27 protein-coding genes and 2 tRNA genes are annotated in these 24,385 nt (G+C 52.4%); 6 read left to right on the top strand and 23 right to left on the bottom strand.

Annotated features, from left to right (window positions below; genetic code table 11):
- Position 1 precedes the first annotated feature (1 nt).
- From JHD74_RS19240 to JHD74_RS19315, 16 genes are all read right to left on the bottom strand, one after another.
- Positions 2 to 589 carry a DUF3261 domain-containing protein gene (locus JHD74_RS19240; protein ID WP_065683145.1) on the bottom strand — a complete coding sequence of 196 codons (588 nt, stop codon included), beginning with the start codon at positions 587 to 589 and terminating at the stop codon, positions 2 to 4.
- A complete protein-coding gene (locus JHD74_RS19245; RefSeq protein ID WP_074028133.1) occupies positions 586 to 2,907 on the bottom strand; it encodes an MMPL family transporter in 2,322 nt (773 codons plus the stop codon). The genes JHD74_RS19240 and JHD74_RS19245 overlap by 4 nt, the downstream gene beginning before the upstream one ends.
- Entirely contained in the window at positions 2,876 to 3,481 is a 606-nt protein-coding gene (locus tag JHD74_RS19250) for an outer membrane lipoprotein carrier protein LolA (RefSeq protein ID WP_065683147.1), read from the bottom strand. The genes JHD74_RS19245 and JHD74_RS19250 overlap by 32 nt, the downstream gene beginning before the upstream one ends.
- Positions 3,478 to 3,900 (bottom strand): thioesterase family protein, encoded by a 423-nt coding sequence (locus tag JHD74_RS19255; RefSeq protein ID WP_059201243.1) that lies wholly within the window; start codon positions 3,898 to 3,900, stop codon positions 3,478 to 3,480. Before JHD74_RS19255 ends, JHD74_RS19250 begins: the two co-directional genes overlap by 4 nt.
- A complete protein-coding gene (locus tag JHD74_RS19260) occupies positions 3,894 to 5,615 on the bottom strand; it encodes a glycosyltransferase (protein ID WP_199063317.1) in 1,722 nt (573 codons plus the stop codon). The genes JHD74_RS19255 and JHD74_RS19260 overlap by 7 nt, the downstream gene beginning before the upstream one ends.
- Positions 5,606 to 5,956 (bottom strand): hydroxymyristoyl-ACP dehydratase, encoded by a 351-nt coding sequence (locus JHD74_RS19265; RefSeq protein WP_199063318.1) that lies wholly within the window; start codon positions 5,954 to 5,956, stop codon positions 5,606 to 5,608. Before JHD74_RS19265 ends, JHD74_RS19260 begins: the two co-directional genes overlap by 10 nt.
- Positions 5,943 to 7,304 carry an AMP-binding protein gene (locus JHD74_RS19270; protein WP_199063319.1) on the bottom strand — a complete coding sequence of 454 codons (1,362 nt, stop codon included), beginning with the start codon at positions 7,302 to 7,304 and terminating at the stop codon, positions 5,943 to 5,945. Before JHD74_RS19270 ends, JHD74_RS19265 begins: the two co-directional genes overlap by 14 nt.
- Positions 7,301 to 7,882 (bottom strand): hypothetical protein, encoded by a 582-nt coding sequence (locus JHD74_RS19275; protein ID WP_074028138.1) that lies wholly within the window; start codon positions 7,880 to 7,882, stop codon positions 7,301 to 7,303. The genes JHD74_RS19270 and JHD74_RS19275 overlap by 4 nt, the downstream gene beginning before the upstream one ends.
- Positions 7,883 to 7,888: 6 nt before the next feature.
- The gene (locus tag JHD74_RS19280) at positions 7,889 to 8,140 is read right to left on the bottom strand and encodes an acyl carrier protein (protein ID WP_199063320.1); all 252 of its coding nucleotides are present in this window, start codon (positions 8,138 to 8,140) and stop codon (positions 7,889 to 7,891) included.
- A gap of 12 nt (positions 8,141 to 8,152) precedes the next feature.
- Positions 8,153 to 8,410, bottom strand: a complete 258-nt coding sequence (locus JHD74_RS19285; RefSeq protein ID WP_059201237.1) for a phosphopantetheine-binding protein — start codon at positions 8,408 to 8,410, stop codon at positions 8,153 to 8,155.
- Positions 8,391 to 9,206, bottom strand: coding sequence for a 1-acyl-sn-glycerol-3-phosphate acyltransferase (locus JHD74_RS19290; protein WP_199063321.1), 816 nt, complete (start codon positions 9,204 to 9,206; stop codon positions 8,391 to 8,393). Before JHD74_RS19290 ends, JHD74_RS19285 begins: the two co-directional genes overlap by 20 nt.
- Complete coding sequence (locus JHD74_RS19295) at positions 9,203 to 9,925, bottom strand: beta-ketoacyl synthase chain length factor (RefSeq protein WP_199063322.1); 723 nt, start codon at positions 9,923 to 9,925, stop codon at positions 9,203 to 9,205. The genes JHD74_RS19290 and JHD74_RS19295 overlap by 4 nt, the downstream gene beginning before the upstream one ends.
- A gap of 69 nt (positions 9,926 to 9,994) precedes the next feature.
- Complete coding sequence (locus JHD74_RS19300) at positions 9,995 to 11,053, bottom strand: methyltransferase (protein ID WP_074028143.1); 1,059 nt, start codon at positions 11,051 to 11,053, stop codon at positions 9,995 to 9,997.
- A gap of 79 nt (positions 11,054 to 11,132) precedes the next feature.
- Positions 11,133 to 11,522 carry a hypothetical protein gene (locus JHD74_RS19305; RefSeq protein ID WP_074028144.1) on the bottom strand — a complete coding sequence of 130 codons (390 nt, stop codon included), beginning with the start codon at positions 11,520 to 11,522 and terminating at the stop codon, positions 11,133 to 11,135.
- Between the two features lie 410 nt (positions 11,523 to 11,932).
- Positions 11,933 to 13,216, bottom strand: a complete 1,284-nt coding sequence (locus JHD74_RS19310) for an MFS transporter (RefSeq protein ID WP_199063323.1) — start codon at positions 13,214 to 13,216, stop codon at positions 11,933 to 11,935.
- Positions 13,213 to 14,628, bottom strand: coding sequence for a M20 family metallopeptidase (locus JHD74_RS19315; RefSeq protein WP_074028146.1), 1,416 nt, complete (start codon positions 14,626 to 14,628; stop codon positions 13,213 to 13,215). Before JHD74_RS19315 ends, JHD74_RS19310 begins: the two co-directional genes overlap by 4 nt.
- A 164-nt stretch (positions 14,629 to 14,792) precedes the next feature.
- Between JHD74_RS19315 and JHD74_RS19320 the strand changes: the two genes are divergently transcribed.
- Both JHD74_RS19320 and JHD74_RS19325 read left to right on the top strand, forming a co-directional pair.
- Positions 14,793 to 15,716 carry a LysR family transcriptional regulator gene (locus JHD74_RS19320; RefSeq protein ID WP_199063324.1) on the top strand — a complete coding sequence of 308 codons (924 nt, stop codon included), beginning with the start codon at positions 14,793 to 14,795 and terminating at the stop codon, positions 15,714 to 15,716.
- Positions 15,717 to 15,825: 109 nt separating this feature from the next.
- Positions 15,826 to 15,901, top strand: a tRNA-Thr gene (locus JHD74_RS19325).
- An 87-nt stretch (positions 15,902 to 15,988) separates the two neighbouring features.
- On the opposite strand, the gene JHD74_RS19330 is transcribed toward JHD74_RS19325, so the two are convergent.
- Positions 15,989 to 16,231 (bottom strand): DinI family protein, encoded by a 243-nt coding sequence (locus JHD74_RS19330; protein ID WP_021178442.1) that lies wholly within the window; start codon positions 16,229 to 16,231, stop codon positions 15,989 to 15,991.
- 214 nt (positions 16,232 to 16,445) lie between these two features.
- Between JHD74_RS19330 and JHD74_RS19335 the strand changes: the two genes are divergently transcribed.
- The 3 genes from JHD74_RS19335 to JHD74_RS19345 all read left to right on the top strand — a co-directional run bounded on the left by JHD74_RS19335 (position 16,446) and on the right by JHD74_RS19345 (position 18,289).
- Positions 16,446 to 17,048: a hypothetical protein gene (locus JHD74_RS19335; RefSeq protein ID WP_199063327.1), complete on the top strand. Its 603-nt coding sequence runs from the start codon at positions 16,446 to 16,448 to the stop codon at positions 17,046 to 17,048.
- 311 nt (positions 17,049 to 17,359) lie between these two features.
- Positions 17,360 to 17,830, top strand: coding sequence for a hypothetical protein (locus tag JHD74_RS19340; protein ID WP_152529962.1), 471 nt, complete (start codon positions 17,360 to 17,362; stop codon positions 17,828 to 17,830).
- 195 nt (positions 17,831 to 18,025) lie between these two features.
- Positions 18,026 to 18,289, top strand: coding sequence for a hypothetical protein (locus tag JHD74_RS19345; protein WP_024530087.1), 264 nt, complete (start codon positions 18,026 to 18,028; stop codon positions 18,287 to 18,289).
- Positions 18,290 to 18,602: 313 nt separating this feature from the next.
- Here the strand turns inward: JHD74_RS19345 and JHD74_RS27090 are convergent, their stop codons facing one another.
- The 4 genes from JHD74_RS27090 to JHD74_RS19365 form a co-directional block, all read right to left on the bottom strand.
- Entirely contained in the window at positions 18,603 to 18,671 is a 69-nt protein-coding gene (locus tag JHD74_RS27090) for a DinI-like family protein (protein ID WP_071784449.1), read from the bottom strand.
- A gap of 203 nt (positions 18,672 to 18,874) precedes the next feature.
- Positions 18,875 to 18,951: transfer RNA gene (locus JHD74_RS19355), tRNA-Pro, on the bottom strand.
- Positions 18,952 to 19,026: 75 nt separating this feature from the next.
- Entirely contained in the window at positions 19,027 to 20,811 is a 1,785-nt protein-coding gene (gene yejM, locus JHD74_RS19360; RefSeq protein WP_024530604.1) for an LPS biosynthesis-modulating metalloenzyme YejM, read from the bottom strand.
- Between the two features lie 9 nt (positions 20,812 to 20,820).
- Positions 20,821 to 21,048 (bottom strand): YejL family protein, encoded by a 228-nt coding sequence (locus JHD74_RS19365; RefSeq protein ID WP_021805879.1) that lies wholly within the window; start codon positions 21,046 to 21,048, stop codon positions 20,821 to 20,823.
- A gap of 161 nt (positions 21,049 to 21,209) precedes the next feature.
- Between JHD74_RS19365 and yejK the strand changes: the two genes are divergently transcribed.
- A complete protein-coding gene (yejK, locus tag JHD74_RS19370) occupies positions 21,210 to 22,214 on the top strand; it encodes a nucleoid-associated protein YejK (RefSeq protein ID WP_024530605.1) in 1,005 nt (334 codons plus the stop codon).
- Positions 22,215 to 22,297: 83 nt separating this feature from the next.
- On the opposite strand, the gene rplY is transcribed toward yejK, so the two are convergent.
- A complete protein-coding gene (rplY, locus tag JHD74_RS19375; protein WP_024486231.1) occupies positions 22,298 to 22,582 on the bottom strand; it encodes a 50S ribosomal protein L25 in 285 nt (94 codons plus the stop codon).
- Between the two features lie 150 nt (positions 22,583 to 22,732).
- Positions 22,733 to 24,385, bottom strand: a 1,653-nt coding sequence (locus JHD74_RS19380) for a DEAD/DEAH box helicase (RefSeq protein ID WP_199063325.1), incomplete at its 5' end; no start/stop codon positions are given.

Raw genomic sequence — 24,385 nt, forward strand, 5'->3', positions numbered from 1 at the left:
ATCAGTCATCCAGATATTGAATGGTGATGTGGTATTTAAACGCGTGTTGCTCAATGCTGATAGGTTCACGACGATCTTTACGTTGCAGGTACGTGATCTCCGTTATCAGTTTGCCGCGCGCGTTGCGTAATTCTCGTTTATCGCCCTTATCGATTAAAGTCCAGCCCTGTGGCAACCGATCTTGCCAGGCGGTAATCGGCCAGTGGCCGAGCATCACATCGGCCAAGACCTGACTGGCTGGCGGCAGTTGTGGCACCACGATCGACTGCTCGGTATGAATGCCGTTATCGTCATAGGTAACGAGAAATAAGCGGATACCTAACGAAGACAGCCCGGCCAAGGTGAGTGCATTGCTATCTGCATTTAGAATGACCAACAACGACTGGGTTTTGCCGTTAAAGCTGCCAGTCAATAATTGCTGGGACTGGATATGCTCAGTGATACCAGGAGCCGGTAGCGTGACGCGTACGCCGGGTTCAAGCCAGGCTTGCGGGCGGGAGCCATTCTCATTATGCGATGAGTGGCTACAGCCGGTAATCAATAGCACGGCCAACAGGGGAACCGCGCGCCAGAAGTCGCAATTTGTCATTTTTTTCTCTGCTTACGGTCAGGCATGGCGAGTGGGGATAGCAAGAAAGCGGTAAAGATCCCGCTGACCAGGACAATTCCAAAACTGCTGATAGCTTGAGTGCTGCTAAAGACCAGCATGCCCAGGGTTAACAACGTTGTCATCATTGCCAGCGCGATCGCCAACAACGATGTCAGTGGTGTGCCGCGTGGATTGCTGAAGAACAGCGTATAGTTAATGCCGATCCCCAGCACCAGTACCAGCGCCAGTAGCGAAAACAGGTTCACGGCATGTCCGCTAAAGGATAGGGTGGCCAGTCCGATGCTCAGCGACAGCAGCGAAGGCACCAGGCTGATTAATCCCTTACGCCAACCGAGGCGGAACACCGCACTGCAAGCGATCACCGCCAGTGCTACCAGCAGCAGGCCGGTAAGTATGGTGCGATAGAGGGCGAATAATTCGTTGAACGTATTCTTGCGATCTACCCACACTACGCCCGGTTGTTTTTCCGCCAGTGAGCTCAGAGCCGTGCTGTCGTTAACGCCTTCTACCGGTACCAGCACACCGCTTTTGCCATTGGGCAATGTCAACCACATCAAGCGCCAACCTTCGCTGGCTGGACTGTTGAGCCAATCCTCCAACGTTGCAGGTGCGGTTTGCAGATCGGGCGTGACGTCCGTTAACCCTGTATTTTGCAATGCACGGATGACTGTAGGAGCGGCGCTCTGCAACAGGGCGAGATCCTGTTTCTGGCGTGCGAGAGAATTTAACGGGATCGTGCGAAAAGCGCTGATAACCCCCGTCTGACGGGCCTGTTCCAGTGCCGGTGTGAAGCCTTCAAGCCGTTCTAGGGTTTGCTGAGGAGTGTTGCCGTAGACCACAAACCATTTTTGATCGACGCTTTGCCCGGTGAGCTGCGTAATGGCTTTTTCCTGCGCCAGGATATCCTTCGGCAGCGCTTGCAACTGGGCAATATCATCATCGACGCGTAATGTCGCTATCCCCGCAAGAGAAACCAAAGCCAATACGACAGGTAGCCCCAGCGACAGTTTGCGGTTATGCCTCCAGGCTGCAAGCCAGCGCAGCAGGGAGATCGCGGCAGGAATAGGGCGAACTGGTAAATTGCGACATAACCACGGATGCCAAAAGATCACCGTAAGGCATGAGGCGCTCAGGCCCACAGCGGCAAACACCGCCATTTGTCGTATCCCAGGGAAGGGAGCGAGCATCATGATCAGATAGGCCGCGACGGTAGTCAGCAATGCCAATAACAGGGCATTACGCACTTTGAGCAGGCTCTGCCATGGCGATATCTCGTTACCGTGCACCATGCGTTCGGTGAGGTAGTAAAGCGTATAGTCGGCAGAGATCCCAATGATGCTCATGCTCATCACTAGCGTCATCAGGTGAAGCTCACCGAAGAGCAACAACGTAGCTGCTGTTCCTGCCAGTGCACCGATGCCAACGGAAATCAGGCACAGCAGCAGCGGGCGCAGCGAGCGGAAAACTACCACGATCAACAGTATTACGCCCAGTATGGTGGCGACCCCCAGCGTAGATATGTCCTGTTTTGCCTGTTGACTGGCATAATCACTGTAAAACAGCGTCCCACGTGAGAGGAGCTTGGCCTGGGGGTAGCGCGATGTGAGTTGATCCTCCAGCGCGGCGAGCGTAGTGACGACTCGGTGGGTTTGTTGCATATCAAATGACGATCCCGTCAATTCGCCATGCAGAAAATACCAGTAGTTCCCCAGTTCATCTTGAGTAACCAACCAGCCGTCCATCAACCGCAAACGCTGGCTGTTCTGGGCCAGAGCCAGCTGTGAGCCGCGCATCAGCATTAGCGGATCGTTGCGTAACTCTTTGCCGCTGACGCCAGAGAATGCCGAATAGAGCTGAGAAAGGACCCACTGTGCCTGGGCATCGCCACCGTTTTGCAGGCGCTCACGCGTTGCGTTGTCGATCAGGCCATTACGATGCTGCCAGAAAAAATCGCCCCAGGCTTGTTGGTCTGCAGCACCCATCGGGCCTTTCACCGTTTCTGCTAACCCGGATTTTTGCAACTGGGTGAGCCAGTATTGCGCTACCTGCGGGTCTGCCTGTTTTCCGGGGCTGACCAGCCAGACCAACTGCTTGTCCAGGCGCTGCATAAAACCGTCGTTCAGCGCGGGAGGAATGGCACCCAATGCCTGCTTGGGCAACATCGCCAATACGCTGCTATTGATCCGGGCCTGGGGCAATAGGGCAAGCAGCACGCCAGCTAATATCAGGCATGCGGCTCCCCATAACAGCGCGAGGCGCTTGGCATTAGTAGGCGGCAAAACGTTGTCGCTCTTCATCGGTCAAAGCTGCGGGTAGCAGCCGGTGTTGAGAGAAGGTGATTTCAGTCACATCGCCCTGTTTATCGTTTAAATGGATGGTTTCCAGATAGGTTTGTCCACTCAGCACTATAGTGGCAAAAATTCGGTCCAGAGGGGTGGTCAGTGGGGTTAAGGATAGCGTCCAGCGACCCTCACCTTGCTCCTGGAAATCAATGCGGAAATTTTTCTCCAGCACCTGACGATCGGCCTGGAATAGCGCGCGCAGCAGATGATTGAACTGAAACATCTGCGGGTTGTTTTGTGCGGTAATAACCTGCGGTTGCTGGTTATTGATGATTTGCACCATCCGTGAGTCGTTGAGCATCAATGTCATGGCAAAAGGGGTTTGCTGTTGCCACAGCAAACCCTGATCGCGGGCGATCACCATTTCGCCTTGAGAACGCAGTGGCTGTGGCAGATCTTTGATGGTTCGAGCCTGAGCAAAATGGGCTCGCACTACTGGTTGTTCGGTAAAACGCTGCTGTAATTCATCCAACGTGATGGCATTGACCCATGGACTGATCAGCAGGAATAGCAGAGGCCAGGCTTTCATGGCTGCACCCCCAGACGTTCGAACAGTATGTCCGGACAGACAAAGCACATCTCACGGCTTTTTTCCTCTACTGCTACCTGGATGGTGTAACCGGTTGTGGTGCGTTTACCGCTGTCGGCGTCAAAAATCTGGTAGGCAATGCGCAGGCGATTTTCGTATTCTTCCAGCGTGGCACGGACGCGAATACGTTGTTCAAAGGTCAGCGTATCGCGGTATTTCACGCGGGTATCCACCACTGGCCAAACATATCCTGACTCTTTCATCTGCCGATAGCCGTAGTTGAATTGGTTCAGCAGGGCTTCACGGGCAATTTCAAAGTAACGGAAATAATTGCCGTGCCACACGACTCCCATCATATCAATATCATGAAAGGGAACGGTCAGTTCTATCTCGCTGGTGAAACAGGGATCGTTTAGCACCCTTTGCTCCTGTCTGTGGTATTGGCCTGTTGGTCAGGCAGTTGCCAAAAATTGAAAAAGTTGAACCAATCGAGTGGTGCCTGCAACGCGTAGTGTTCAAGACGCTCAGCATACTGATCAACCGCCTGTTGCAAGGCGACTTGACGATCGGCCCGCGGTAACAGCAGAGGGTCGGCAAACGGCTCGCAGTGCAAATGTAGTTTTCCCTGCTGGCGCAGGGCATAGATCAGCAACACAGGACAACGCAATATCGAAGCCAGAATAAACGGCCCTTGAGGGAATGGGGCTGGATGGCCCATAAAGCGGCTCCAGATAACCCGGCAACTATCTCCTCGCTGCGGTTTGACCGCGATGCGATCGCCAACGATCGCCACCCATTCGCCACGATCCAGTTTGTCTTTGAGCAATATGGCGGTATCTGGGCCGATATCGGTCACTGGCAACAGGTTGAGCCCTGCCTGGGGCGCTATCTCTGCCATAATCTGTTTGAAACGCTGGGCGTTGTCGTTGAACACCAGCGCATTGATGGTTTTGCTCACTTGCAGTTGTGCCAACGCCCGGCAAGCTTCGATATCTCCCAAATGGGAGGCCAGCAGCAATTTGCCTTGCGGGGAGCCAATATCCAGCGTGGCTTCGGCATTGGGGGCGAAGACAACATCCTGCCCTAGCCGCATTTCCCCACGCCAACTGGCGATTTTATCCAGCATGGCATCTGCAAAACGTAAAAAATGGTGATAGCTGTTTAGATGCGCAGGAATGGGGAGCGAACGCGAAGTCAACTCGTTGCGTACCCGCTTCAGCCAGGCTTGTGAAGCCTGACGGGCCTGATGTGCGCCAAGCCAGTAAACCGCCACCACCGGATAGAGCAGTGGAGCAATGGCCTTTCTACCCAGTAAGCGCCAGATAGCAAGCATGATGCGCATTCCCCACAACCCCTTGATTTCTTTCTGACGTGCCCAGTGTGGGTTGGATCGACGAAAAAACAGGGTAGGGATACGCGGCAACATGCCGAAGAAAAGGCGGGTATGCATCAGTGAAATGCGCACGTTATCCTTCAAGGCATCAAAGTGTGACAACCCATCCTGGGGGTAGGTGACGCGCGTCGGCACAAAGTAACTGGTGTTCCCCTGCCAGTAGAGGCGAACCATTACTTCCGTATCGAAGTCCATGCGTTTGCCTAGCGCCGTTTTATGCGCCAACTCCAATGTAGGGGCAATTGGGTAAACCCGGAAGCCGCACATGCTGTCTTTGAGCTGGAGAGAGAGCGTCTCAATCCACACCCAGAAGTGAGTTACCCAGCGGCCATAGCGCCGCGACGCTGGTATGGAGTCGTCGTAAACCGGTTGTCCGGAAATTAAATCCTGGGGATGAAGCTGTGCCAGGGCAATCAGCTTGGGAATATCTTCAATGGCGTGCTGGCCGTCCGCATCGACCTGTATCGCATGGCTAAATCCTCTGCGTTGAGCCTCTTCCAATCCGCGAATAACCGCCGTGCCTTTTCCTGAATTGTGTGCAAGGCGTACTAAGGTGACATCCGCGTGAATGGTGGCCAGGCGCTCAAGTTCCTGCTGGGTGGCCTGGTCGCTGCCATCGTCCACAACCAGACAGGCCAAGCCGAAGGGTTGCAGGCGCGCTAGCACGCTTGCCATCATGGCTCCGTGGTTATAACAGGGGATCACCACACAAGGGTTAAACGTGCCACTATTCAGCGACATAATCGGATCTTCCCGCTGCTGGCTGTGCTACGAGCCTCACCATCATGGCGTTGATAGCGGAAAACCATGATTTGCCGCTCTTCCTGCCAGTCAAGCGTCAGCGTGACGATGTTATCCGGCAATAAGGGCTGTTGGAATTTGACACTTTGAATACTGTGAAAGCGAAAATCGGGTACCAGCAGTGAGGTGGCGTAGTGCATCACCCAGTCTAGTTGCGTCACGCCGGGTAGCAGAGGCTGCACTGTGAAGTGGCCTTTAAACCAGAATGAAGCCGCATCCAGCCGTAACACGATCTCGGCCTGCTGTTGAGTCTGATGGCGAGCCATCTCATGGGGTCTCATGAAACAATTCCTGTAATTGCGCATAGACGCGCTTGTTCATGCTGTTGACGGGTATCTCGTCAACGATACGCCAGTAACGAGGGATAGTGACAGGTTCCAGCCACGGGCGCAGCGCACGACGCCATGATATTTCCAGTGCTTTGCCGCCCATTTTTTGCCACTGTTGCCGAGCGTGGTCTTCAAGCACCAACAATGCGCCAATGCCTTGGCGCCCTCCGCGTGTTACCGGTAGCGCTGCGGCTTCGCGTACGCCTTCGAGTTCCAGTAGCCGTTGCTCGATCTCGCAAAGTGAAATGCGTTTCTCTTCAATTTTCACCACCCGATCGCGGCGGCCTGTTATCTGGAAGCGTCCACTATCGTCAAATTGCAATATATCGTCGAGGAGCAGGCCGTGCCTATCGCTGATAAGCGGAGAGATAGCGCGGATCTCGTCGGCGTCAACCATGATACGCACGCCAGTGAAGGGCTGCCAGGTTACATCAGGCTGTTGATGGTGACGCCAGGCGAGGATCCCGGTCTCGGTACTACCGTAGATTTCGTCCGGCCAGACTCCTAACCAACTGGCGGTCTGAGCCACGCTTTCCCAAGGCAATACTCCCCCTGCGGAGATGACCATATTCACTGGCGGTGGCTTGAGCTGGTGGTCCAGGCGTTTTAGAAAAGCCGGGCTGCTGATCAAGGCGTATTGGTGTTGATTAGCCAGAGTTGCCAACTGCTCGGTGTAATGAAGCATTGCAGCATGCAGCGGTAATCCTAGCGCCATGGGTAAAAAGATACGGAAGGTGAGGCCGTAAAGGTGCAACGGAGGCACTGAGGCCACAATATGGCAGCCGGTGAGCCTGTCGGCAAAACGTTCAGCCAGTAAGGAGGCTTCACGATCGAGGCAGGCAATGGGTTTAATTACACGGCGTGGTTGCCCTGTCGAGCCGGAGGTAAATAATTCGATATGGCTGGCCGGAGCGAGAGTGGCTAGCGGCGGCGGGTTCTCGCTACTTTTATAGGCAGATTGGACCTGGATCAGCGAACCGCTCCAGGTCAGTGCCTGGTCGGTCAGTACGCCGTTAAACAGCGCCCGTTGTTCTTCCAGCAGCGAAACACGACTATGTCCGGGAACCACGGGGGTTTTGCCCGCATGCAATGTTGCCAATAGTCCGACGATAAACAGATAGCTGTTTTCAAAACACAGCGCCCAGCGATCGCCCTCATGTTGTTGCAGGATGTTCACCTGTGCCGCTACGTCATGGCGCAACTGCCCCAGCGTCCAGATATGTCCATCAAGCCAGGCAATCGGGGTTTCATTGGCACGCGAAGCACTTAGCCACTTGGCCATAGGGAGTATCTGATTCATGCCTTGTCTCGCAATATCCGCCTGCGACGCACCAGCCATTCGCCAGCCATCAGCGCCCCCATCAACAGATAGGCAATCATGCCGTTCCACAGCGTCCATAACCGAATGTCACCTAGCAGAACGGTAAAAAGTGCCATTGAGCCGTTCAGAATGAAAAACACACACCATATCTGGGTGACCTTGCGGGTATAACGCACGCCTGACGGGGGGAGTTCCGGCTCCTGCAAACGGGCAAGGCGCTCCACCATTGGCATCGAGCTCCACAGTGAACTACCAAATACGCCGAGCATGACCAGATTGACTACCACTGGGTAAAATAGCAGCAGTTGATGCGTTTTTAGCACATAGCTCATTAGGCATAATGTGAGACCCGCGAGTGCCACGGCTTGCAGTACATAGCGCATCGGGCCGCGCTGACTTTTGACCTGATAAAGGCGAAAGGCCAGCAACAAAGCGATGATCGGCAGCAGCCAGTGAAGGCTGTTGCGTGTCAGACCAAACCAGACAAGAAATGGCCAAGCCAGTAGCGCCAGTAGAGCCACCAGTTGTATCCCTTTCAGGGACCGAGCGCCGCGCATAAACGGTTATGCTTCTTGCAATAGCTGTTCTACCGCATCGACAACATCTTGCACGGTACGCACCTGCTTAAAGGTTTCCGGCTTGATTTTCTTCCCGGTCTTCTTCTGCAGGTGCACGATCATGTCGACGGCATCGATACTGTCTAACTCAAGCTCTTCATACAAGCGGGCCTCAGGTTTGATGTTCTGTGGATCGATATCGAACAGTTTGGTCAGCAGCGCGGACACTTCCTGATAAATGGTTTGTTGTTCTGTCATAGCGGGCTCTTCTCAGGCACGTTGAGCTTGGATAAAGGATGCCAGTGTTGCCACTGAATAGAAATGTTGACGCATCTCTTCATTTTCGGCGGAAAGCGCGACACCATACTGGTTTTTAACCATCAGCCCTAACTCTAAAGCATCGATGGAGTCCAGCCCCAGTCCTTCACCAAACAGCGCCGCATTGGTGTCGATATCGTCCGCAGACAGTTCATCCAAATTCAGTGTATTTATTATGAGATTTTTAATTTCAAGGTGGAGCGCTTGCATCATTAATTCCTGACAAAGGTATAAGGCCTGGTGATAACTGATGCAAAAGATGCCGGTTTAGCTGCCTTGCGGCTAATGCTGGCTGTTGCGATTCTGCATCAAAAAAATGTTCTATCTGTACCCGTTCACGCACGTCTACCTGGAACAGGGGTTTCCTGGGCGGAACGTCATACCATCTGCTCTGTTTATCAAGCAGATGCTCGCTACAGTGGATCACTGCTATGCGCACGTCACGGCGGCATCGTACGGCAATATTGGCGGCACCGCGCTGCAGTGTCATATTTTCACCAGGGCGTGTGCGTGTTCCCTCTGGAAAAATAAGTATGGTGTTGCCCTGCGCCAGGCGTTGCTGACAGGCTGGAAGCAGCGTGTCAGCCTGGCTATTGACCAGATAATCCGCAGCCCGGATCACTCCGCTCACAAAGGGGTTATGTAGCAGAGCGCTTTTTACCAGGCAGTCTGTCTCGGGCATCACGGATGCCAAAAGCACGTAATCAATCAGTGTCGGATGGTTAGCGACCACCAAACAACCGCGCTCCTGGCGTAATATATCAATCCCCTTGATGCGATAATCCAACACACCCAACGTTTTTGCTATCGATAGGAACAGCCGGAAACTGGCGGCAATGCTGCGCCGGGCTACCCGGCGGCGCTTGGCAATATCGCGCTGGAGTACCAGCAGCAGATTAAACCAGACAAGCGACAGCAGCAGGCCGCCGACGCCAAACAGCACAAAGCAAAAGCCGGTCATCATCAGACGCCAAGCCCAGTTTAAACGTGCGAATAGGCCGCTCATGTACGGCTCCAGTACCACTTCAGTCTCTCACCCGCGATGGTGAACGTTGGCTCTTCGGCCAGGTAGTGTTGTAAAAACTGTAAACTTTGCGGTAGCAGGGGCTCTTCCCCTGTACCTTCTGGCTTGCTCTCACACCGTAACGTATTCCCGCGTTCAAACACCAGCGCCACCGCATAGGCCCAGGTCGGCATCTGCTCTGGCAGGTAGGTGTGGTAAAACTCGGGCAGCAAGCCATCAAAATCGACCATTAATACTCTCTGGTAACCCGCTTGGAGTAAACACACGACCTCACAAAACGCTTGCTGAAAGGTATCTAGGCCAGCAGAAAGTGAAGATGATACCAGAGGATTTTGTGCCGTGATGGTCAAGTGACCCACGGCTGAGTTATGTACCGACATGGTGAAATCAGTTGGGGAAACCGCTTGTTGGGTGGCTATGGCCTGCAAAATTCGGTAATTACGCTCCAACTCACCGTGACGACTGGTATAAAGGACCGCATCCACCGGTTGACGACGTAGCATGGCTAAACCACATTCCACGGCCAGCCTGCTGCCTGAACTCAGGCGGCGTGCTGTCATCATGGGAAGTTCGGTCAGCTTCGATTGCGGCGCTGAGGGTATGATCCCATAGGGCTCCTGCGACCATTGACGCCACTGCGATGCGTCGCTTAGTCCGGGGGCCATAGCCTGCCAATCAACGATGTTCAATGCAAAATTCATCAACGTGCTTCCGCGGTTACTCGGTTTGGACTGTGTCATCTCCAAGGTAGCATGAGCGCTGCCCTATCATTATTGCTTTCGGCATACTAACAAGGTATGTCCAATACCAAGGTTATCGAGACGTTTTTCTACTCGGAAACCTGCCGTTTCGAGGAAACTGTAAAATTTACCGGCGCTGTAAAAGCGACTGTTGCCGTTAGCCATGCAGGTAAAATAGAGTGAGGAGGCGTTGAGGCTGAACGAAGCCGCTTCAAATTTTTGCGCATCCCAGAACAGCTCCATAATGCATAGCTGAGCGTCAGGCTTCATCACCCGCTTGATTTTTTTCAGAATACTAATAATTTGTTCCGGGGAAAAACAGTCAAGAAACTGACTCATCCACCAGATATCTGCACCACTGGGTAATGGTGCATCACTTAGCATATCTACCGCATGGAAATCTATGCGATGAGATAACCCGGCTTTTTCGACATTCTCACGCGCCAGACTAATTTGCTGCGGCAGATCCAGTAAGGTGATGCTGACGTTATCATCGTACTGGCAACAACGTAGCGCCCATTTTCCAGTATTGCCGCCCACATCATAAAGCGTTGTTGGTTTATTGTTAAATATATGGGGTAGTGCGGCATTAAATGCGGCATCTGAATAGTAGTGATCAAAAGCAAACCAGCTTTCACGTGCAGCCTTGGGCAATTGCGATAAGGCAGGGTAGATGGTCGGCCATTCACCAAACACTTTTAAACCAGCGGGTTTCTCTTCCTTAAGCGCATGTTCTAAAGAAAACAGCCCCTGATAACAAACATCTTGAGTGAAATCCATATTCACACGGGTCATGGCATCGTGGAGTAGGAAGTGCCCCACTTTGGCAATGAAGTAATAGCCGTTTTGATGAGTCACAATACGGCCACTTAGCCCCATATCCAAAAGCACACTAACGGCATATTCATTAACGCTGCTATTGGCAGCGATGTCCTCAAGGAGGGCGCCGTGTTTTCCTTGTTCATCCAGATAGGCTAATACACCCGTATTGCGCAGACAAAGGGCGGTTTGAAACAGCATTGGAGCAAAGGCAATCCGTTGCGCCTCAGTGATAGCATCAAGTGCACTGAGAGTGTCCTGTTGATACATTTGTTGTACAGCCTCTTTAACCGGATACAAAATAGTGACGCCAGCTTGTATCCGGCGCAAATCTAATCAATATTGGAAATTACAGTGTGGCACCGGCCGATAAATTTAACTGGATATCTTTATCTAGGTTGTGTATCCAGCGGTTGTAGCTTTTATGAATTTTCCCACCCGAGGCTAGCAGGTTGAGGCTACTGGCGTAGTCGATGGAATAATTCGTTGCGGAATAGGTGATGCGGATTTCAGCAACATGATCGCGAGCCTGGAGGCGGCCATTAATGACACCAGGGCCAGCCTGCGTCATAACCCATTCACGTTGTACACCTGCTTTCAGGATTGCAGTTCTGACTTGCGCTTCGGTATGACCAGTGCTGACCGTGCTGTTGATTTGTTGTATTGGGGCAGTACGCACACAACCGGTCAGAGTGGCGATGACGGCAAGAGCAGCACACCATTTAACGATGTTTTTCATAAAACAATTTCCTTTTGTTAGCGGGTTACAACCTCGGGGAAACTGAGCGGTTTAATTTTTTAATTAACGCCCACTGTTTTTAGCCGTGAAATTTATCAACGCATAATACTGATATCAATTAAATTGCACAAGATGGATCGGGGGAAATTACTTAGGAAAAGTCTAACTTTAAGCCTGGTTTTCCTAGAGGATTAAACCAAAATTTTCAGCATTAATGCCTATAGGTAGTGGTTCGTTTAGCGTGTTTTTTGTTAGGAAAAAACCATGGTGCCATAGGAATATGCTTATTTTTTGAGGCGCACATCCCTTTATCCGATAATGGTACACCCGCAGTGCTGGTGGGCGGCCAGAACACTCCCTCATTGCTGGCGCTAAATGAGAGGCCATCATTTGATGGCCTCATAGAGAGTTTAAAGTGGAGCCGAACGCAAATGCTTTCTGCTACCTAACAGTGCCCAGCCGCTCAGCAGTGCCATCATCATCAGATAATAGCTTGGTGCCAGGCTGGTCCCGGTTGCGGTGATCAGCAGGGTGCAGATCAGAGGCGCAAAGCCACCAAATATCGTCACCGCCACGTTGTAGCTGATCGCCATACCGCTGGCCCGTGTTGCCATCGGGAACAAATCGGCCATCACCGAAGGCACCGTCGAGAAGTAGATGGACTTCAGCAAGGCCAGCCAGCCAACCATCAACATCAGCATCATTGGCGAAGTATGGTTCACCACCAGCAGGAATGCCGGGTAAATAGTCAGCAACAGCAGGATCAGCGAACCCCACATTAACGGCAGGCGGCCGACTTTTTCCGCCCATAATCCCATTATCGGAGTAACGACCGTTAAAATCACACCGGCCAACAGGGTTGCACTAAAGGCGGCGGAACCGGACAGGTTCAGGTTTTTGGTGGCATAGGTGGGCACATAATTCAGCATGTAGTTGATGGCGGTGGAAATCACCATCAGTCCAATGGCCAACAACAGCAGATTTTTTTGATTACCGACCAGCATCTTTAACGGTGCTTCGGGTTTCTGCTGCTGTACGAAACTGGCTGGCTCATGTACATGGCGGCGGATATAGAGCCCCACCGGGCCGATCAGCAGCCCAAAAGCAAAGGGAATACGCCAGCCCCAGTCCTGGATTTGGCTTTCTGTCAGCCAGTGGGTCATACCTAACCCGAAGGCGGAAGCCATCAGCGTGCTGGCGCCTTGCGTGGCAAACTGCCAACTGGCGATAAACGCCTTGCGCTCCGGGAAGTGTTCGACCAGAAAGGCGGTTGAACTGCCAAACTCCCCACCGGCGGAAAAACCCTGAATCAATCGGGCAATCAGGATCATCAGCGGAGCCGCCAGCCCAATGGTGGCATAAGAAGGCATAAAGGTGATGATCGCACCGCCAAGCAACATCAGGCTGATGGACATCAAAAGTGCCTTCTTGCGGCCAACCCGATCGGCGTAGGCTCCGAGCACCACAGCACCCAGTGGGCGGATCAGGAATGAGACACCAAAGCTGCCGAAAGTCAGCAACAATGAAACGGCCGGATCCTCCGTAGGGAAAAAGGCGTGGGCGATATAGCTGGCGAAAAAGCCATAAACCGCGATATCGAACCATTCCAACGCATTGCCGATGCAGGTGGCAAACAGCGTTTTATACAAATTGGGCTTGGCCGCTACGCTATCCTGTTGGGCTATCGCGCTCATGAGGACTCTCCTGCCCGGCGTTGTGCCAGGATCGTGCTGCCATTTTCGCCCAACTCCCAGAACAGGCGAGTCATGATCTGCAATCCTTCACGAGCGATGGATTTCAACATATGCTCATTAACCCCGTGTTGACCACAGGCTGGATAGGAGTGGGGGATCCACAGCGTGGGCAATCCCAACGTATCGGCAAACACATCATTAGGCAGCGATCCGCCCAGGTTGGGGAGTAATGCGGGTTTTTTGCCGCTGGTTTGTTGCAGGATCTCAAGTGCCCAGGGAACGAGTGGATCTTGTGGATTGAGCCTGGTGGCCGGTGAGCCGTGCAGCCATTCCACCTCCACATAGCCAAAGCCGTGTAATTGCAGATGCTGCTGGATATGGTTGACCAGATTTTTCCAGTCGGTACCGACCACAAAGCGCAGTTGGCATACTGCCGTAGCGCTGCCGGGAATGGCGTTCATTGGCCGAGCCGGGTTGCCCGTTTGATAGGCCAGCACTTCAAGCGTGTTCCAACCATACAGGCGCTCGCTTGGGGTTAGGCCAGCTTCACCCCAGCTTTCATCGATCGCCGGATCGCCAGCTTGGCCGCCAACGCTGAGATCGCGCAAAATGGCGCGTAGGTTGTCATCCAGAGGGGCGGGTTTCAGCGCTGCAACCTGTAACTGACCGTGTTGATTAACCAGAGAGGCGATGGCATTAGCCAGTTGTGTTCCGGGATTGCTGAGTAATCCACCCCAGTTGCCAGAGTGATAGGCGTTATCCCTGGCGTGGATGCTGAGGCGGAAATTGATGCAGCCGCGTGAGCCAAGGAACAACGTGGGCTGTGTGGCGTTCAGCCGTGGGCCATCGGAGGCGATAAACAGATCGGCTTGCAGCAATTCGCGTTGTTGCTGGCAAATGGCCGCTAGCCCAGGGGAACTGATCTCTTCGCCCATTTCAACAATCAGCTTGCAGTTGAACCCTAGTTTACCCCCGCGTGCATGGAAAACCTGCTCCAGCGCCGCCAGGTTAATACTGTGCTGCCCTTTGTTATCCGCGCTGCCACGGCCGTACCAACGGTCGCCTTCTTCACTCAACTCCCAAGGCGAAAGGCCTGCGCGCCAGTTTTCGTCGTCGCCGAAAACCACATCGCCGTGGCCATAGCTCAGCAGGGTGGGTAATGCAGGATCTTCAATGCGTACGGCGATCAGAAACGGGCGGTTGACCGCTTCCGGGTTATCGAACAGTTGCAACTCAAAACCCAGTGCCCGTAACGGCGGCATGATTTCCTGTTCGAGATAGAGCAAAATGCCGGCATCGTCGTCATGCCGCTGGCTTTCGGTGGCCAGCGCGATGCGCCGCGCCAATATGCGGCGGAATTCGCCACTGTCAAAATACGCTGTCGCCAAAGCGACGGCCTGTTCACCCGTCATGATTATTTCCCCGTTGTGTTTGCGTTGTGTTGTTTTACTTGTTGTGTTTGTTATCTAAGCTAAAATCGGGGTTTGCCACAATTATCCATTTAACAAACTAGCTTTGCTTTAAAGGCAACGGTCGTTTGCTCGTTGGCAAGCTTTGCACCATGGAGAGGGACGGCATGTTGAGTAGCGAGGTTCGCTTTTTTCTGGTAGTTGCCAACTGTGGTTCACTCAGTGCGGCCAGTGAACAGCTGTTTGTGGCGGTATCGGCGATCAGCAGGCAGATCCAGCGCCTGGAGGTACAGGTTGGCACGCCATTGTTCGAACGCCACGCGCGGGGGATGGTGCTGACCGAGGCCGGGCAGATTTTTGAAAACCATATTCGTAAAAGCCTGTTGAATATTGAGCAGGCGGTGGCAGAAATCAAAGGGTTGAAAGCCGAACGGCGTACTGCGCTACGCGTGGCCTGTAGTAATGGAGTGGCCTTTATGCTGATGCCACAACTGATGGCGCGTTTTCGTGCAGAATACCCGGCTGTCAGCTTCGTGCTGACGGTGGCAGACACTAAAACGTTGGCGCGGCTGGTACGCAATGGCGAGAGTGACATGGTGCTGCAGTTTAGTTTGCACCCAGAGCGGGGCGTTGAGGTAGCGGCTTCGTGGCCTGCCCCGGTCTTGTTGTTGATGAGAAAGGATCATCCATTAGCCGACAGGCAGGTGGTTCTGGCGGATCTCTGCCAGTATCCGGTGTGTCTGCCAGAGCCAGGCTCCACGGTACGTCAGCTGTTTGATATCTCTTGTCAGATGAATGGCACCTTCATTGAACCAGTGCTAACCTGCGATAACTTCTCCACGCTGTACTATTTTTTACAGGGTTCCCCGATGGCGGTGACCATCTGTAGCCAGTTTACCGCGATGCCGTTGTTGCAGCCGCAAGGATTGATCCTGAAACCTTTTGCAGTCGAGCAGCAAAGCCCGCGGACCTTGCAACTACAATTACCACTGGGGCGGCAGCGGAGCACGGCTTTGGAGCTGTTTGTGGACTATATTAATCAGACACTAAGTCGCGAAGAACGGGCCATTGGTGAGAAATTCGGCATATAAGCCGTTTTTTAATCGACAAGATAAATAATCTGTTGATTACGCTTGATTGTTCCAGTCTGGCTGTATTATATTGCGCTCCACGGAAACAGTACCCCTTCCGACAGATTTCGCCGGCTTAGCTCAGTAGGTAGAGCAACTGACTTGTAATCAGTAGGTCACCAGTTCGATTCCGGTAGCCGGCACCATATAAAAGACCTCAGCAGAAATGCTGGGGTTTTTTGTCTTTAGGCATCCATGATGCGGCGCAGCCAGTGACCGCGCCCTTGGGGCCTTTAAATATCAGTGGCCAGCCATTGGTCAGACTCTTCGAACATCTCTTCCAGCATACGGTTTAACTTCTCGCGATCACTTTTGCTGGCGTCCGAGTTAAGGCCGTTGGCCTGCATGGGTTTTACCTTCACCTCTGCATCCGGGAAGATACGATGCACCCGTTTTGTCAGCTCAGCCTTGATGATTTCATCGGCACCGGGGATCCCTGCGACATTACGCTTATCAAACACCAATTCAACGAACATAGCCCAACCCTAACGTTACTGTTTATGTATACAGTTATTTTGACCGAAGGGACTGGGTGAGTGCAAGAGGGGGAGGCGAAAATTTTATCGTGGCCAACGTTGAGGGAAGCGTGCTCTAAAGCTGCCGATCTAGCTATTACGCACTATTTGCCACGGTATCCGTGGCTGAGGTTAATAGTATAGAGTCATCTTGAAATTGATAATCATTCTTAATATGCGGCAAAATTTATCCATAATTATTAGAAAGTTGTGTGTCCTCTTTCTCTCAGGTATCTTCTTGACCTTCTTGATGGGCCTTATCTTCATTGACGTGCATTGGCTGCATAACTTTGTCTCCGAGACGTCGCTCACCGAGGTAACCCAAGAGATCATACTGGTGGCGATAGCCCTCAGCTTCTTTATCTCCGCTTATCGTCAGGGAGAGTATCGGTATGCCAGGGTATTAATCGGTGGCTTCTTCCTATGTATGCTGATCCGCGAGATGGACTTTGTGTTCGATATGCTGCGGCATGGTGCCTGGGTGTGGTTTGCCTTAGCCGTAACGCTGATTTGTGTGCTTTATGCACTCAAAGAGCTGCCCGCTACGCTACGTGGACTAGCACATTTCTTCAGTCACCCAAGTTACGGCATGATGTTTTCCGGGTTGTTATGCATATTAGTATTTTCACGTCTGTTTGGTATGCAACTGCTATGGCATGAGCTAATGCTCGATGGGTATAACCGCGTGGTGAAGAATATGGTGGAAGAGGGCTGTGAGCTATTTGGCTATGCGCTTTGCCTGTTTGCGACGGTGGGTTATCTCCGAAGAGGGGCGTGAAGTGCACCGCCCATCAAAATCGAGCGCATAGGTGTTTGATTTTTAGCTGCTTGTGTGCCAATCACGGCACGGCGCGTTGTACGTCAGCGCAACCGAGTTGGCTGTGGCAACTTGCTATTGCAATAGCACACTAATTGTCAAGGTATGAACCGTTGGTTTTTATCATGCATATTGATCTTTGCGCGTCCGTTTGAATGCACTCATCATAATTGAGTGCAAAGATGATCGGCTGTGCAATACTTCTTTTACATGTCATAAGGTTATTATTTAAGCTGTTATATTTAAAACTTTTTCAAAACGGAATTAATACCATGAAAAAAACGCTACTCTTTTTAGGTATGCTGTCGGTTGGCACCATCGGCGTGGTGACTTCGGCAGTTGCCCAAGATGCTGAGAACAAAAGGGCACTAAAGCCAGCGATTAATTTGGCAGAGTTGTTTGCTGAAAAGTCTGCTATATGGTCGACTTATCCAGAAAATGATGCCTATGTTTTTGACCGTTCTGAGGAAAGCTATGCTGTCGTCGCTAAACGAGCGGATGGTGTTGTTGCACTGGTCAATAAACAGGAGAGCTATACGACCCCTGGGAAAATGGTATTAATGGGGACTTACTTTAACTGCAATAAAATGACTGATGCGACTTTTTATGTTGAAGATGTCAGTGTAGACGACGTAGCCAAGCAGCTTGCTGACCCGGCTATTGATGATCCAGAGAGAGTGCGTGGTTTTGATGCGAGTATGCCCGTCCACGATCTCTATATGGTCGCCTGCCCGCAGAGTTGAAATTCGTTGGCTTATTAATCTGTGGTGGTCGCTGATTACTGATGTGCTTGTGAACCGTCACAATGGCACCGCTATCCAAGGAAGGCCAGCCGATCAACATCCCTACCGGGGGGAGAGCCCCCGGTTTGCAATTTCTGAGTAATAGACTACGTTTACTAAGGCAGTCTAATTATCATTTAAATCAAAGGAATTGTTATGATTAAGAAAGCGTTAGTAATGTCTGTCTTTGCTCTGGGTATGATTTCCTTCGCTTCCGTTGCTGCTGATGCTACAGCTATGGCACATGAAGACGCAGCGGTTAAGCATGAAACTGCCGCGAAGCACCACAAGAAGGCAGCAAAGCATCATAAAGAAGGAAAACACGAAGAGGCTAAGAAAGAGTCAGCAATGGCTACTGAAAGCTCTAAAGCAGCTCATGAAAAAACCATGGCGGCTGATGCAGAAAGCGCCAAGAAGTAAAGTTTAATGGTGCTGCCCCTATTTCAGTTTTGTAATGCGTGCTGAGATATTATTGCCGATATAGGGGTAGCGCTCCGCACTCGATGGTTACCCGTTAGTTAAGCTAACAGTCATGTTCAGTGCGGCCCTATTTAGAAAAATTAATGCCACACCCACCAAGTAATTATGTTGAAAGCAGCTGCCGATATCAAAAGAACTACTGTGATTAAAATATCGGTGTCGATGTCTGACTTCAAGAAAAAATCCTTCCGTGGTGGCATCAAGTTATGAAATATAGTCACTATCCGCGAATTTGCAATTTTCACGTCTGAAATCAGTCATCAGCACTTTCCCACGTTTCCTGCAGTATTTCCTCGATCGCTTTTCTATCTGTCGGTGTCAGCCGCCTTTATGTTGTTATGGGGCATAAATGAGGCTAAAACGGAAAGATGGAGTTAAAACATAGGATAAGCAGACTTGGTAAAAGAGGCTCAGTACTGTATAGACGTATTGAACTGAATCACTCATTTCGCTGGCAATTTTACCATAGCCAAATTCAAGGCATAAAAAAACCAACCCTAAGCGGTTGGTTTTTTTATAAATAGTTGGTCGGCATGAGAGGATTCGAACCTCCGACCCCCGACACCCCATGACGGTGCGCTACCAGGCTGCGCTACATGCCGACGCAGAACCCTATACTACCGTTTTCAGATGTAAATTCAAGCAGCTACCTCACCGATTGCTCTAGATTTAAGCAGTTAGTTGGCGATAAAGCGTTTTACATCGGTCAGCACCTGTAACAGCAGCGCTAGCTGGGGTTTCTCGTCTTTGATCTCGTTATCGTCCTGATCGTAGGCACGGTAGTTGCCATTGCCATCCAATGTCAGCGTCTGTGTTGGCGTGGTGATCACCAACTGGCTGCCGTCACCGGTGGCGAGCCAATTGTTTTTTCGCTGTGCGGCAAACAGGTCTTCGCCCTGCGAGTAGTCGTTAGCCGGTGTTTTCACATGCAGCAGACGTTGCATCAACGTACGCATCACATCGTTATGATTGGTCAACTTATTGATGGTTTGTGCTGGCGTGCCGGGCCAGTGAATAACCAACGGAACCTGCAACTGACTGCGGTTAAAGCTGCTGCCCGCTCCCCAGTTGCCTTTGCCGGTATCGTTGAATTCTATACCGTGCTCGGCGGTGATCACCACCACGGTTTTATCCAGCAGGCCTTTTTCTTTCAGCGTTGCCAGCACCTGCTCAATCTGTGCATCGACGTCTTTCGCGCCTGTACGATAGAGTTGGGTAAAGGCTTCCGGCGAGAGCTTATTGTCACCTTCGGGGAACTTTGCACCGCTGAAATTGATATAGGAGAACCAAGGGCTATTTCCGCTCTGAGTGGCTAACCAGCTCTGCCATTGATGCGTGGTGGCAGCATCGCTCTGCACGAACGGTTCCGGCGGGAGCGAGAAATCGGTCAAGAGCGCCTGGCGGTAAAGCGTGGCGTTGAAACCATCTGAAGAGAACAGGCCGAACTGATAGCCTTGATCGCTCAGTGCGCTAATCAACGCGGCCGGTTTGCGCCCGGCCAGAATGCCATCCAGATAGGTAGGTGAAATACCGTAGAACAGGCCAAACAGGCCGGTGTCCGCATGGTTACCGGAGCTGTAATGGTCACTGAAGCGGATGTTTTCCTGGGCAAAGCGGCTTAGGCCCGGCATGTCTTGCGCCAAATCCTGGGTACGCACGCCGTTCACCACGATCATCAGCAGGTTGTAGCCGCTGCCTTTATCGCTGTAGTTCAGGCTATTGAGCGGGTATTCAACGGCCGCCGCTTCTGGATTGCCCTGTTGCATCAGGCGGCGCTCATATTCTTGCTGATCGAGCAGGCCGTGTTTTTCCAGGAACTTACGCGCAGTCATTGGGTAAGAGAGTGGCAGGTTGGCGCGCTGCATGGTGATCGGCCGATAGAAATTGGCATCCGCCCAGATATAAATCAGGTGCGAAGCAAAGAACGAACAGATGAACAGCACCGCCAGCGGTTTACCGAAGTTGCGCCGGTTCAGGCTGCGCAGTTTCTGCCAGCTCCAGGTCGCAAACAACATTTCGACCAGGAATATCACCGGTACGGCGATAAACACCAACTGCCAGTCGCGCGCCAGCTCACTTTGGTCCGGGTTGATGACCAACTCCCACACCACCGGATTAAGGTGCAGGTGGAAGTGGGTAAAGACTTCGCTGTCGACCAGCAGCAACGTCAGCCCAGTGGTGGCCAACGTCGCGGAAATAAATCGCAGCAGGCGCTGCGACATCACCACAAAGGTGAGCGGGAAGATGATCAGCAGGTAGGCGGCAAAGACAATAAAGCTGAACTGCCCAATCAGGCTGACCAACGCATAGACTCGCCCCAGCAGTGAGGACGGCCAGTCGGTAACAAACAGGTAGCGGCTGCCCAACCCGATACTGAGCAGAATGTTAAATAAGGCGAACCAGTGCCCCCAGCTAATCATCTGGGAGACTTTTTCACGATAACGCTGACGGTTTGTCACCATAAGTAATTATTAATGCGCTTTATCTTCACGGATAGAAGCCTGCAGGGCTTCAGCAAACGATCTGGCCAGTGTCTTCCGCTGTGCGGGAGCAATACTGGTGTTGATCAAATTGGTTACCATGTTGCCCAGCACCATCAAAGAGAGGTCGGTGGGAGTATGGTGTTTTTCCAGAACGTTGACCAGCTCAGAGAGCAGTTGTTCAACGTGTTCGTCACTGTAACGAGATGATTGTGGCATAAAGATTGTGCTCAAAGCTCGACAAAGTCCCATATCTTACCGTATAGAGCCGTGATTTTCCGCTCTTTTATAGCGTGAAGATCGTTAAGGTATTGCCATGCCCGTTGTCTTTCGGCTTCGTCAGTGCTTGAATACGCGCTCAAAGAACAGGAGGATTGATCATGAGTCTGGATATCGAGCAGATTGCACTGCACCAGTTGGTAAAACGCGATGAGCAGACGCTGGAAGTGGTGTTGCGCGATTCCCTTCTTACCACCAATGCGGCGGTGGAAGAGATGATGGCAGAGCTGCATCGCGTTTACAGCGCCAAGAGTAAGGCTTACGGCTTGTTCAACGAGCAAAGCGAATTGGCGGACGCGTTGCGCAGTTGTCGTAAGGGTGATGAAGATTTCCTCGCATTTAGCCGTGCTGCTACCGGCCGTCTGCGCGACGAATTGGCCAAATATCCGTTTGCCGACGGTGGCGTGGTGCTGTTCGCCCATTACCGCTATCTGGCGGTAGAATACTTGTTGATTACGGTGCTGAACAGTTGCAACAGTACGCGTGTCAATGAAGAGTTGGATATCCGCACTACCCACTATCTGGATATCAACCACGCGGACATTGTGGCGCGTATCGATCTGACCGAATGGGAAACCAACCCGCAATCGACGCGCTATCTGACATTCCTCAAAGGACGGGTAGGGCGCAAGGTCTCCGATTTCTTTATGGATTTCCTGGCGGCGTCGGAAGGGCTGGATACCAAAGCGCAAAACCGTGGCTTGTTACAGGCGGTGGATGATTACTGTGCCGATGCTCAACTAGGCAAACATGAACGCCAGACGGTACGTCAGCAGGTTTACAGCTACTGTAATGAGCAGTTGCAGGCCGGTGAAGAGATCGAGCTGCAGGAACTGTCAAAAGAGATAGCCCCGGTGGGTGAGAAGGATTTCCTGCAGTTTTCCAGCGAACAGGGCTACGAGCTGGAAGATAGCTTCCCGGCGGATCGCGGCACGTTACGCCAATTGACCAAATTTGCCGGCAGCGGCGGCGGTATCAGCCTGAACTTTGATGCGATGCTGCTGGGGGAGCGCATTTTCTGGGATGCGGCCACCGATACCCTGACGATCAGAGGTACGCCACCGAATCTGCGCGATCAGTTACAACGTCGCACGGGCGGCAAGTAAGCATCGCTGAATGACCGCCAATAAAAAACGCCGCAATTGCGGCGTTTTTCACTTCGGCGTCCCGAAAATCGATAACGTGGCGATTAAACGCGAACGAAGTCGATGTGAGCCAGTTTTGGCTTGAACGGGTGACGCTGTACAGCCTGAACCTTAACTTTGGTTTCTTTACCGTCGACAACCAAAACTACTGCTTCGCTGTAGAATTCTGGTTTAACTTCCATGTTCTTTACAGAATCATGGTCTAGTTCGATAGCAATCGCAGCTTCTTCGCCACCATAGATGATAGCTGGGAATTTGTTTGCTGCACGCAGGCGGCGGCTCGCACCCTTACCCTGGTCTTTACGTACTTGTACGTTGATAGTGAACATTGTTTTTTCTCTTAAAAGAAAATTTACCCTGCTACAGGCGACCCAGTAACAGGCTCGATAACCTGCTTTCACACTGGGCGAACCCAGGTAAAGCGGGCGGCATTTTAACGGAAAGCCGCTCGCTGGGCAATGAAAACCTGCCGCACGGGGCTAATACAGCTCATTGGCACGGCGAAAGCGGCCCTGATAATCAAAAACTTTTTCACGTATCTGCCAGAACTGGCCGCGTTTGCGCGCGACGACGAAGTCTGGATGGCGCAGCAGCGCCTGCTGAGCCAGAATGTCCGCCGCGTTTTGCCAACCGAAGGGGACGCCAGGTGCCCGTTGGTGCGGACGCAGGAACAGCATCTCGAAGGCTTTGCGTTGTGCGGGCGTTTGCAGGCGGAACCGTTCGCTAGTACTGGTGCCATCTTCGTCATAATAGGTGGCTTTCAGCCATTCCCCTTTGTCGTCCTTGCCGCTTTGCAGTTCCATTCCGCCACAGCGCAGGACTAGCGCATCCTTCAGTTTCAGCGCGGCTTTCAGCATATCGTCCGGATCGACCAGAACCTCCTGGCACTGATGGCAGCGGCGTGCCGCAATATCGTTCTCTGCTCCGCAGTGCGGGCAGCATTTGAAGCGGAAGCGGTAGTCACATTGCTCGCGATGCCCCTCATCATCTTCCAGCCAGCCCTGACAGCGGCGGCCGTAGTGCTCGATGATGTCGCCGTTCTCGGTGCATTTGCCCCAAAACAGGTTGGCAAAACCGCAGCCAGGGCAAAAGACCTGCACCGGTTGGCTGTCTGAGTGGGGTTTGCTGACGCCGACTTCCGGCGTGAACAAATCGTGGGGATTGCCTGCGTAGTCCAGGATCAGGCAATCGGTCTTGCCTGGGGCCAGCCGTAAACCGCGTCCGACGATCTGCTGATACAGGCTGACGGACTCGGTGGGGCGCAAAATAGCGATCAGATCGACATGCGGTGCATCGAAACCCGTGGTCAGCACTGCCACGTTAACCAGGTAGCGCAACTGCTGTTGCTTAAAGGCTTCGATTAGCGCGTCACGCTCGCCTGGCGGCGTTTCTGCACTGACCAGAGCCGCTTCCCCACTTGGCAACAAGCCATGCACTTCACGAGCATGTTCCACCGTGGAGGCAAAAATCATCACGCCTTTACGGGTTTCGGCGTATTCGACGATCTGGCTGATGATGTGCGGCGTGATGCGGTTTTGCTGTTTCAACTCGCGGTTAAGATCCACTTCGCTGAACAGGCCGTTGCTTCTGGCCTCCAGGCGGCTGAAATCGTACTGCACGATCGGCATATCCAGCCGTTCTGGCGGCACCAGAAAGCCGTGTTTAATCATATAACGCAACGGCAGTTCATAAATGCAGTCGCGAAACAGGCTGTTGCCGTCGCCACGGGTGATGCCGTGGTAGTGATATTGATAGATCCAGCCTTTTCCCAGCCGGTAAGGGGTGGCCGTCAGGCCAAGCAGGCGCAGCTGCGGGTTGGTTTTTTGCAGGTGTTGAATAATCTGTTGGTATTGGCTGTCGTCATCGTCGCTGATGCGGTGGCATTCGTCGACGATCAGCAAGGAAAATGCGCCGTCGAACAGCGACAAATTACGTGCTACCGATTGCACGCTGCCAAACACCACCTTACCGCTGCTCTCTTTTTGCTGTAGCCCGGCGGCGAAGATGTCGGCCTCCAGGCCGTAAGCGCAGTATTTGCTATGGTTTTGCGCCACCAGCTCTTTAACGTGGGCTAGCACTAACACCCGGCCACGGGCGCGTTTTGCCAACTCGGCGATCACCAGGCTTTTGCC

It is taken from the genome of Serratia sp. ASV30, assembly GCF_016428815.1.
Taxonomy (GTDB): domain Bacteria; phylum Pseudomonadota; class Gammaproteobacteria; order Enterobacterales; family Enterobacteriaceae; genus Chania; species Chania fonticola_C.

Bases quoted from the DNA above. Each gene is read 5' to 3' on its own strand.
- JHD74_RS19240 (WP_065683145.1), bottom strand. From the start codon at position 589: ATGACAAATTGCGACTTCTGGCGCGCGGTTCCCCTGTTGGCCGTGCTA.
- JHD74_RS19245 (WP_074028133.1), bottom strand. From the start codon at position 2,907: ATGAAGAGCGACAACGTTTTGCCGCCTACTAATGCCAAGCGCCTCGCG.
- JHD74_RS19250 (WP_065683147.1), bottom strand. From the start codon at position 3,481: ATGAAAGCCTGGCCTCTGCTATTCCTGCTGATCAGTCCATGGGTCAAT.
- JHD74_RS19260 (WP_199063317.1), bottom strand. From the start codon at position 5,615: ATGTCGCTGAATAGTGGCACGTTTAACCCTTGTGTGGTGATCCCCTGT.
- JHD74_RS19265 (WP_199063318.1), bottom strand. From the start codon at position 5,956: ATGAGACCCCATGAGATGGCTCGCCATCAGACTCAACAGCAGGCCGAG.
- JHD74_RS19270 (WP_199063319.1), bottom strand. From the start codon at position 7,304: ATGAATCAGATACTCCCTATGGCCAAGTGGCTAAGTGCTTCGCGTGCC.
- JHD74_RS19275 (WP_074028138.1), bottom strand. From the start codon at position 7,882: ATGCGCGGCGCTCGGTCCCTGAAAGGGATACAACTGGTGGCTCTACTG.
- JHD74_RS19280 (WP_199063320.1), bottom strand. From the start codon at position 8,140: ATGACAGAACAACAAACCATTTATCAGGAAGTGTCCGCGCTGCTGACC.
- JHD74_RS19285 (WP_059201237.1), bottom strand. From the start codon at position 8,410: ATGCAAGCGCTCCACCTTGAAATTAAAAATCTCATAATAAATACACTG.
- JHD74_RS19290 (WP_199063321.1), bottom strand. From the start codon at position 9,206: ATGAGCGGCCTATTCGCACGTTTAAACTGGGCTTGGCGTCTGATGATG.
- JHD74_RS19295 (WP_199063322.1), bottom strand. From the start codon at position 9,925: ATGAATTTTGCATTGAACATCGTTGATTGGCAGGCTATGGCCCCCGGA.
- JHD74_RS19300 (WP_074028143.1), bottom strand. From the start codon at position 11,053: ATGTATCAACAGGACACTCTCAGTGCACTTGATGCTATCACTGAGGCG.
- JHD74_RS19305 (WP_074028144.1), bottom strand. From the start codon at position 11,522: ATGAAAAACATCGTTAAATGGTGTGCTGCTCTTGCCGTCATCGCCACT.
- JHD74_RS19310 (WP_199063323.1), bottom strand. From the start codon at position 13,216: ATGAGCGCGATAGCCCAACAGGATAGCGTAGCGGCCAAGCCCAATTTG.
- JHD74_RS19315 (WP_074028146.1), bottom strand. From the start codon at position 14,628: ATGACGGGTGAACAGGCCGTCGCTTTGGCGACAGCGTATTTTGACAGT.
- JHD74_RS19320 (WP_199063324.1), top strand. From the start codon at position 14,793: ATGTTGAGTAGCGAGGTTCGCTTTTTTCTGGTAGTTGCCAACTGTGGT.
- JHD74_RS19330 (WP_021178442.1), bottom strand. From the start codon at position 16,231: ATGTTCGTTGAATTGGTGTTTGATAAGCGTAATGTCGCAGGGATCCCC.
- JHD74_RS19335 (WP_199063327.1), top strand. From the start codon at position 16,446: ATGCGGCAAAATTTATCCATAATTATTAGAAAGTTGTGTGTCCTCTTT.
- JHD74_RS19340 (WP_152529962.1), top strand. From the start codon at position 17,360: ATGAAAAAAACGCTACTCTTTTTAGGTATGCTGTCGGTTGGCACCATC.
- JHD74_RS19345 (WP_024530087.1), top strand. From the start codon at position 18,026: ATGATTAAGAAAGCGTTAGTAATGTCTGTCTTTGCTCTGGGTATGATT.
- yejM (WP_024530604.1), bottom strand. From the start codon at position 20,811: ATGGTGACAAACCGTCAGCGTTATCGTGAAAAAGTCTCCCAGATGATT.
- JHD74_RS19365 (WP_021805879.1), bottom strand. From the start codon at position 21,048: ATGCCACAATCATCTCGTTACAGTGACGAACACGTTGAACAACTGCTC.
- yejK (WP_024530605.1), top strand. From the start codon at position 21,210: ATGAGTCTGGATATCGAGCAGATTGCACTGCACCAGTTGGTAAAACGC.
- rplY (WP_024486231.1), bottom strand. From the start codon at position 22,582: ATGTTCACTATCAACGTACAAGTACGTAAAGACCAGGGTAAGGGTGCG.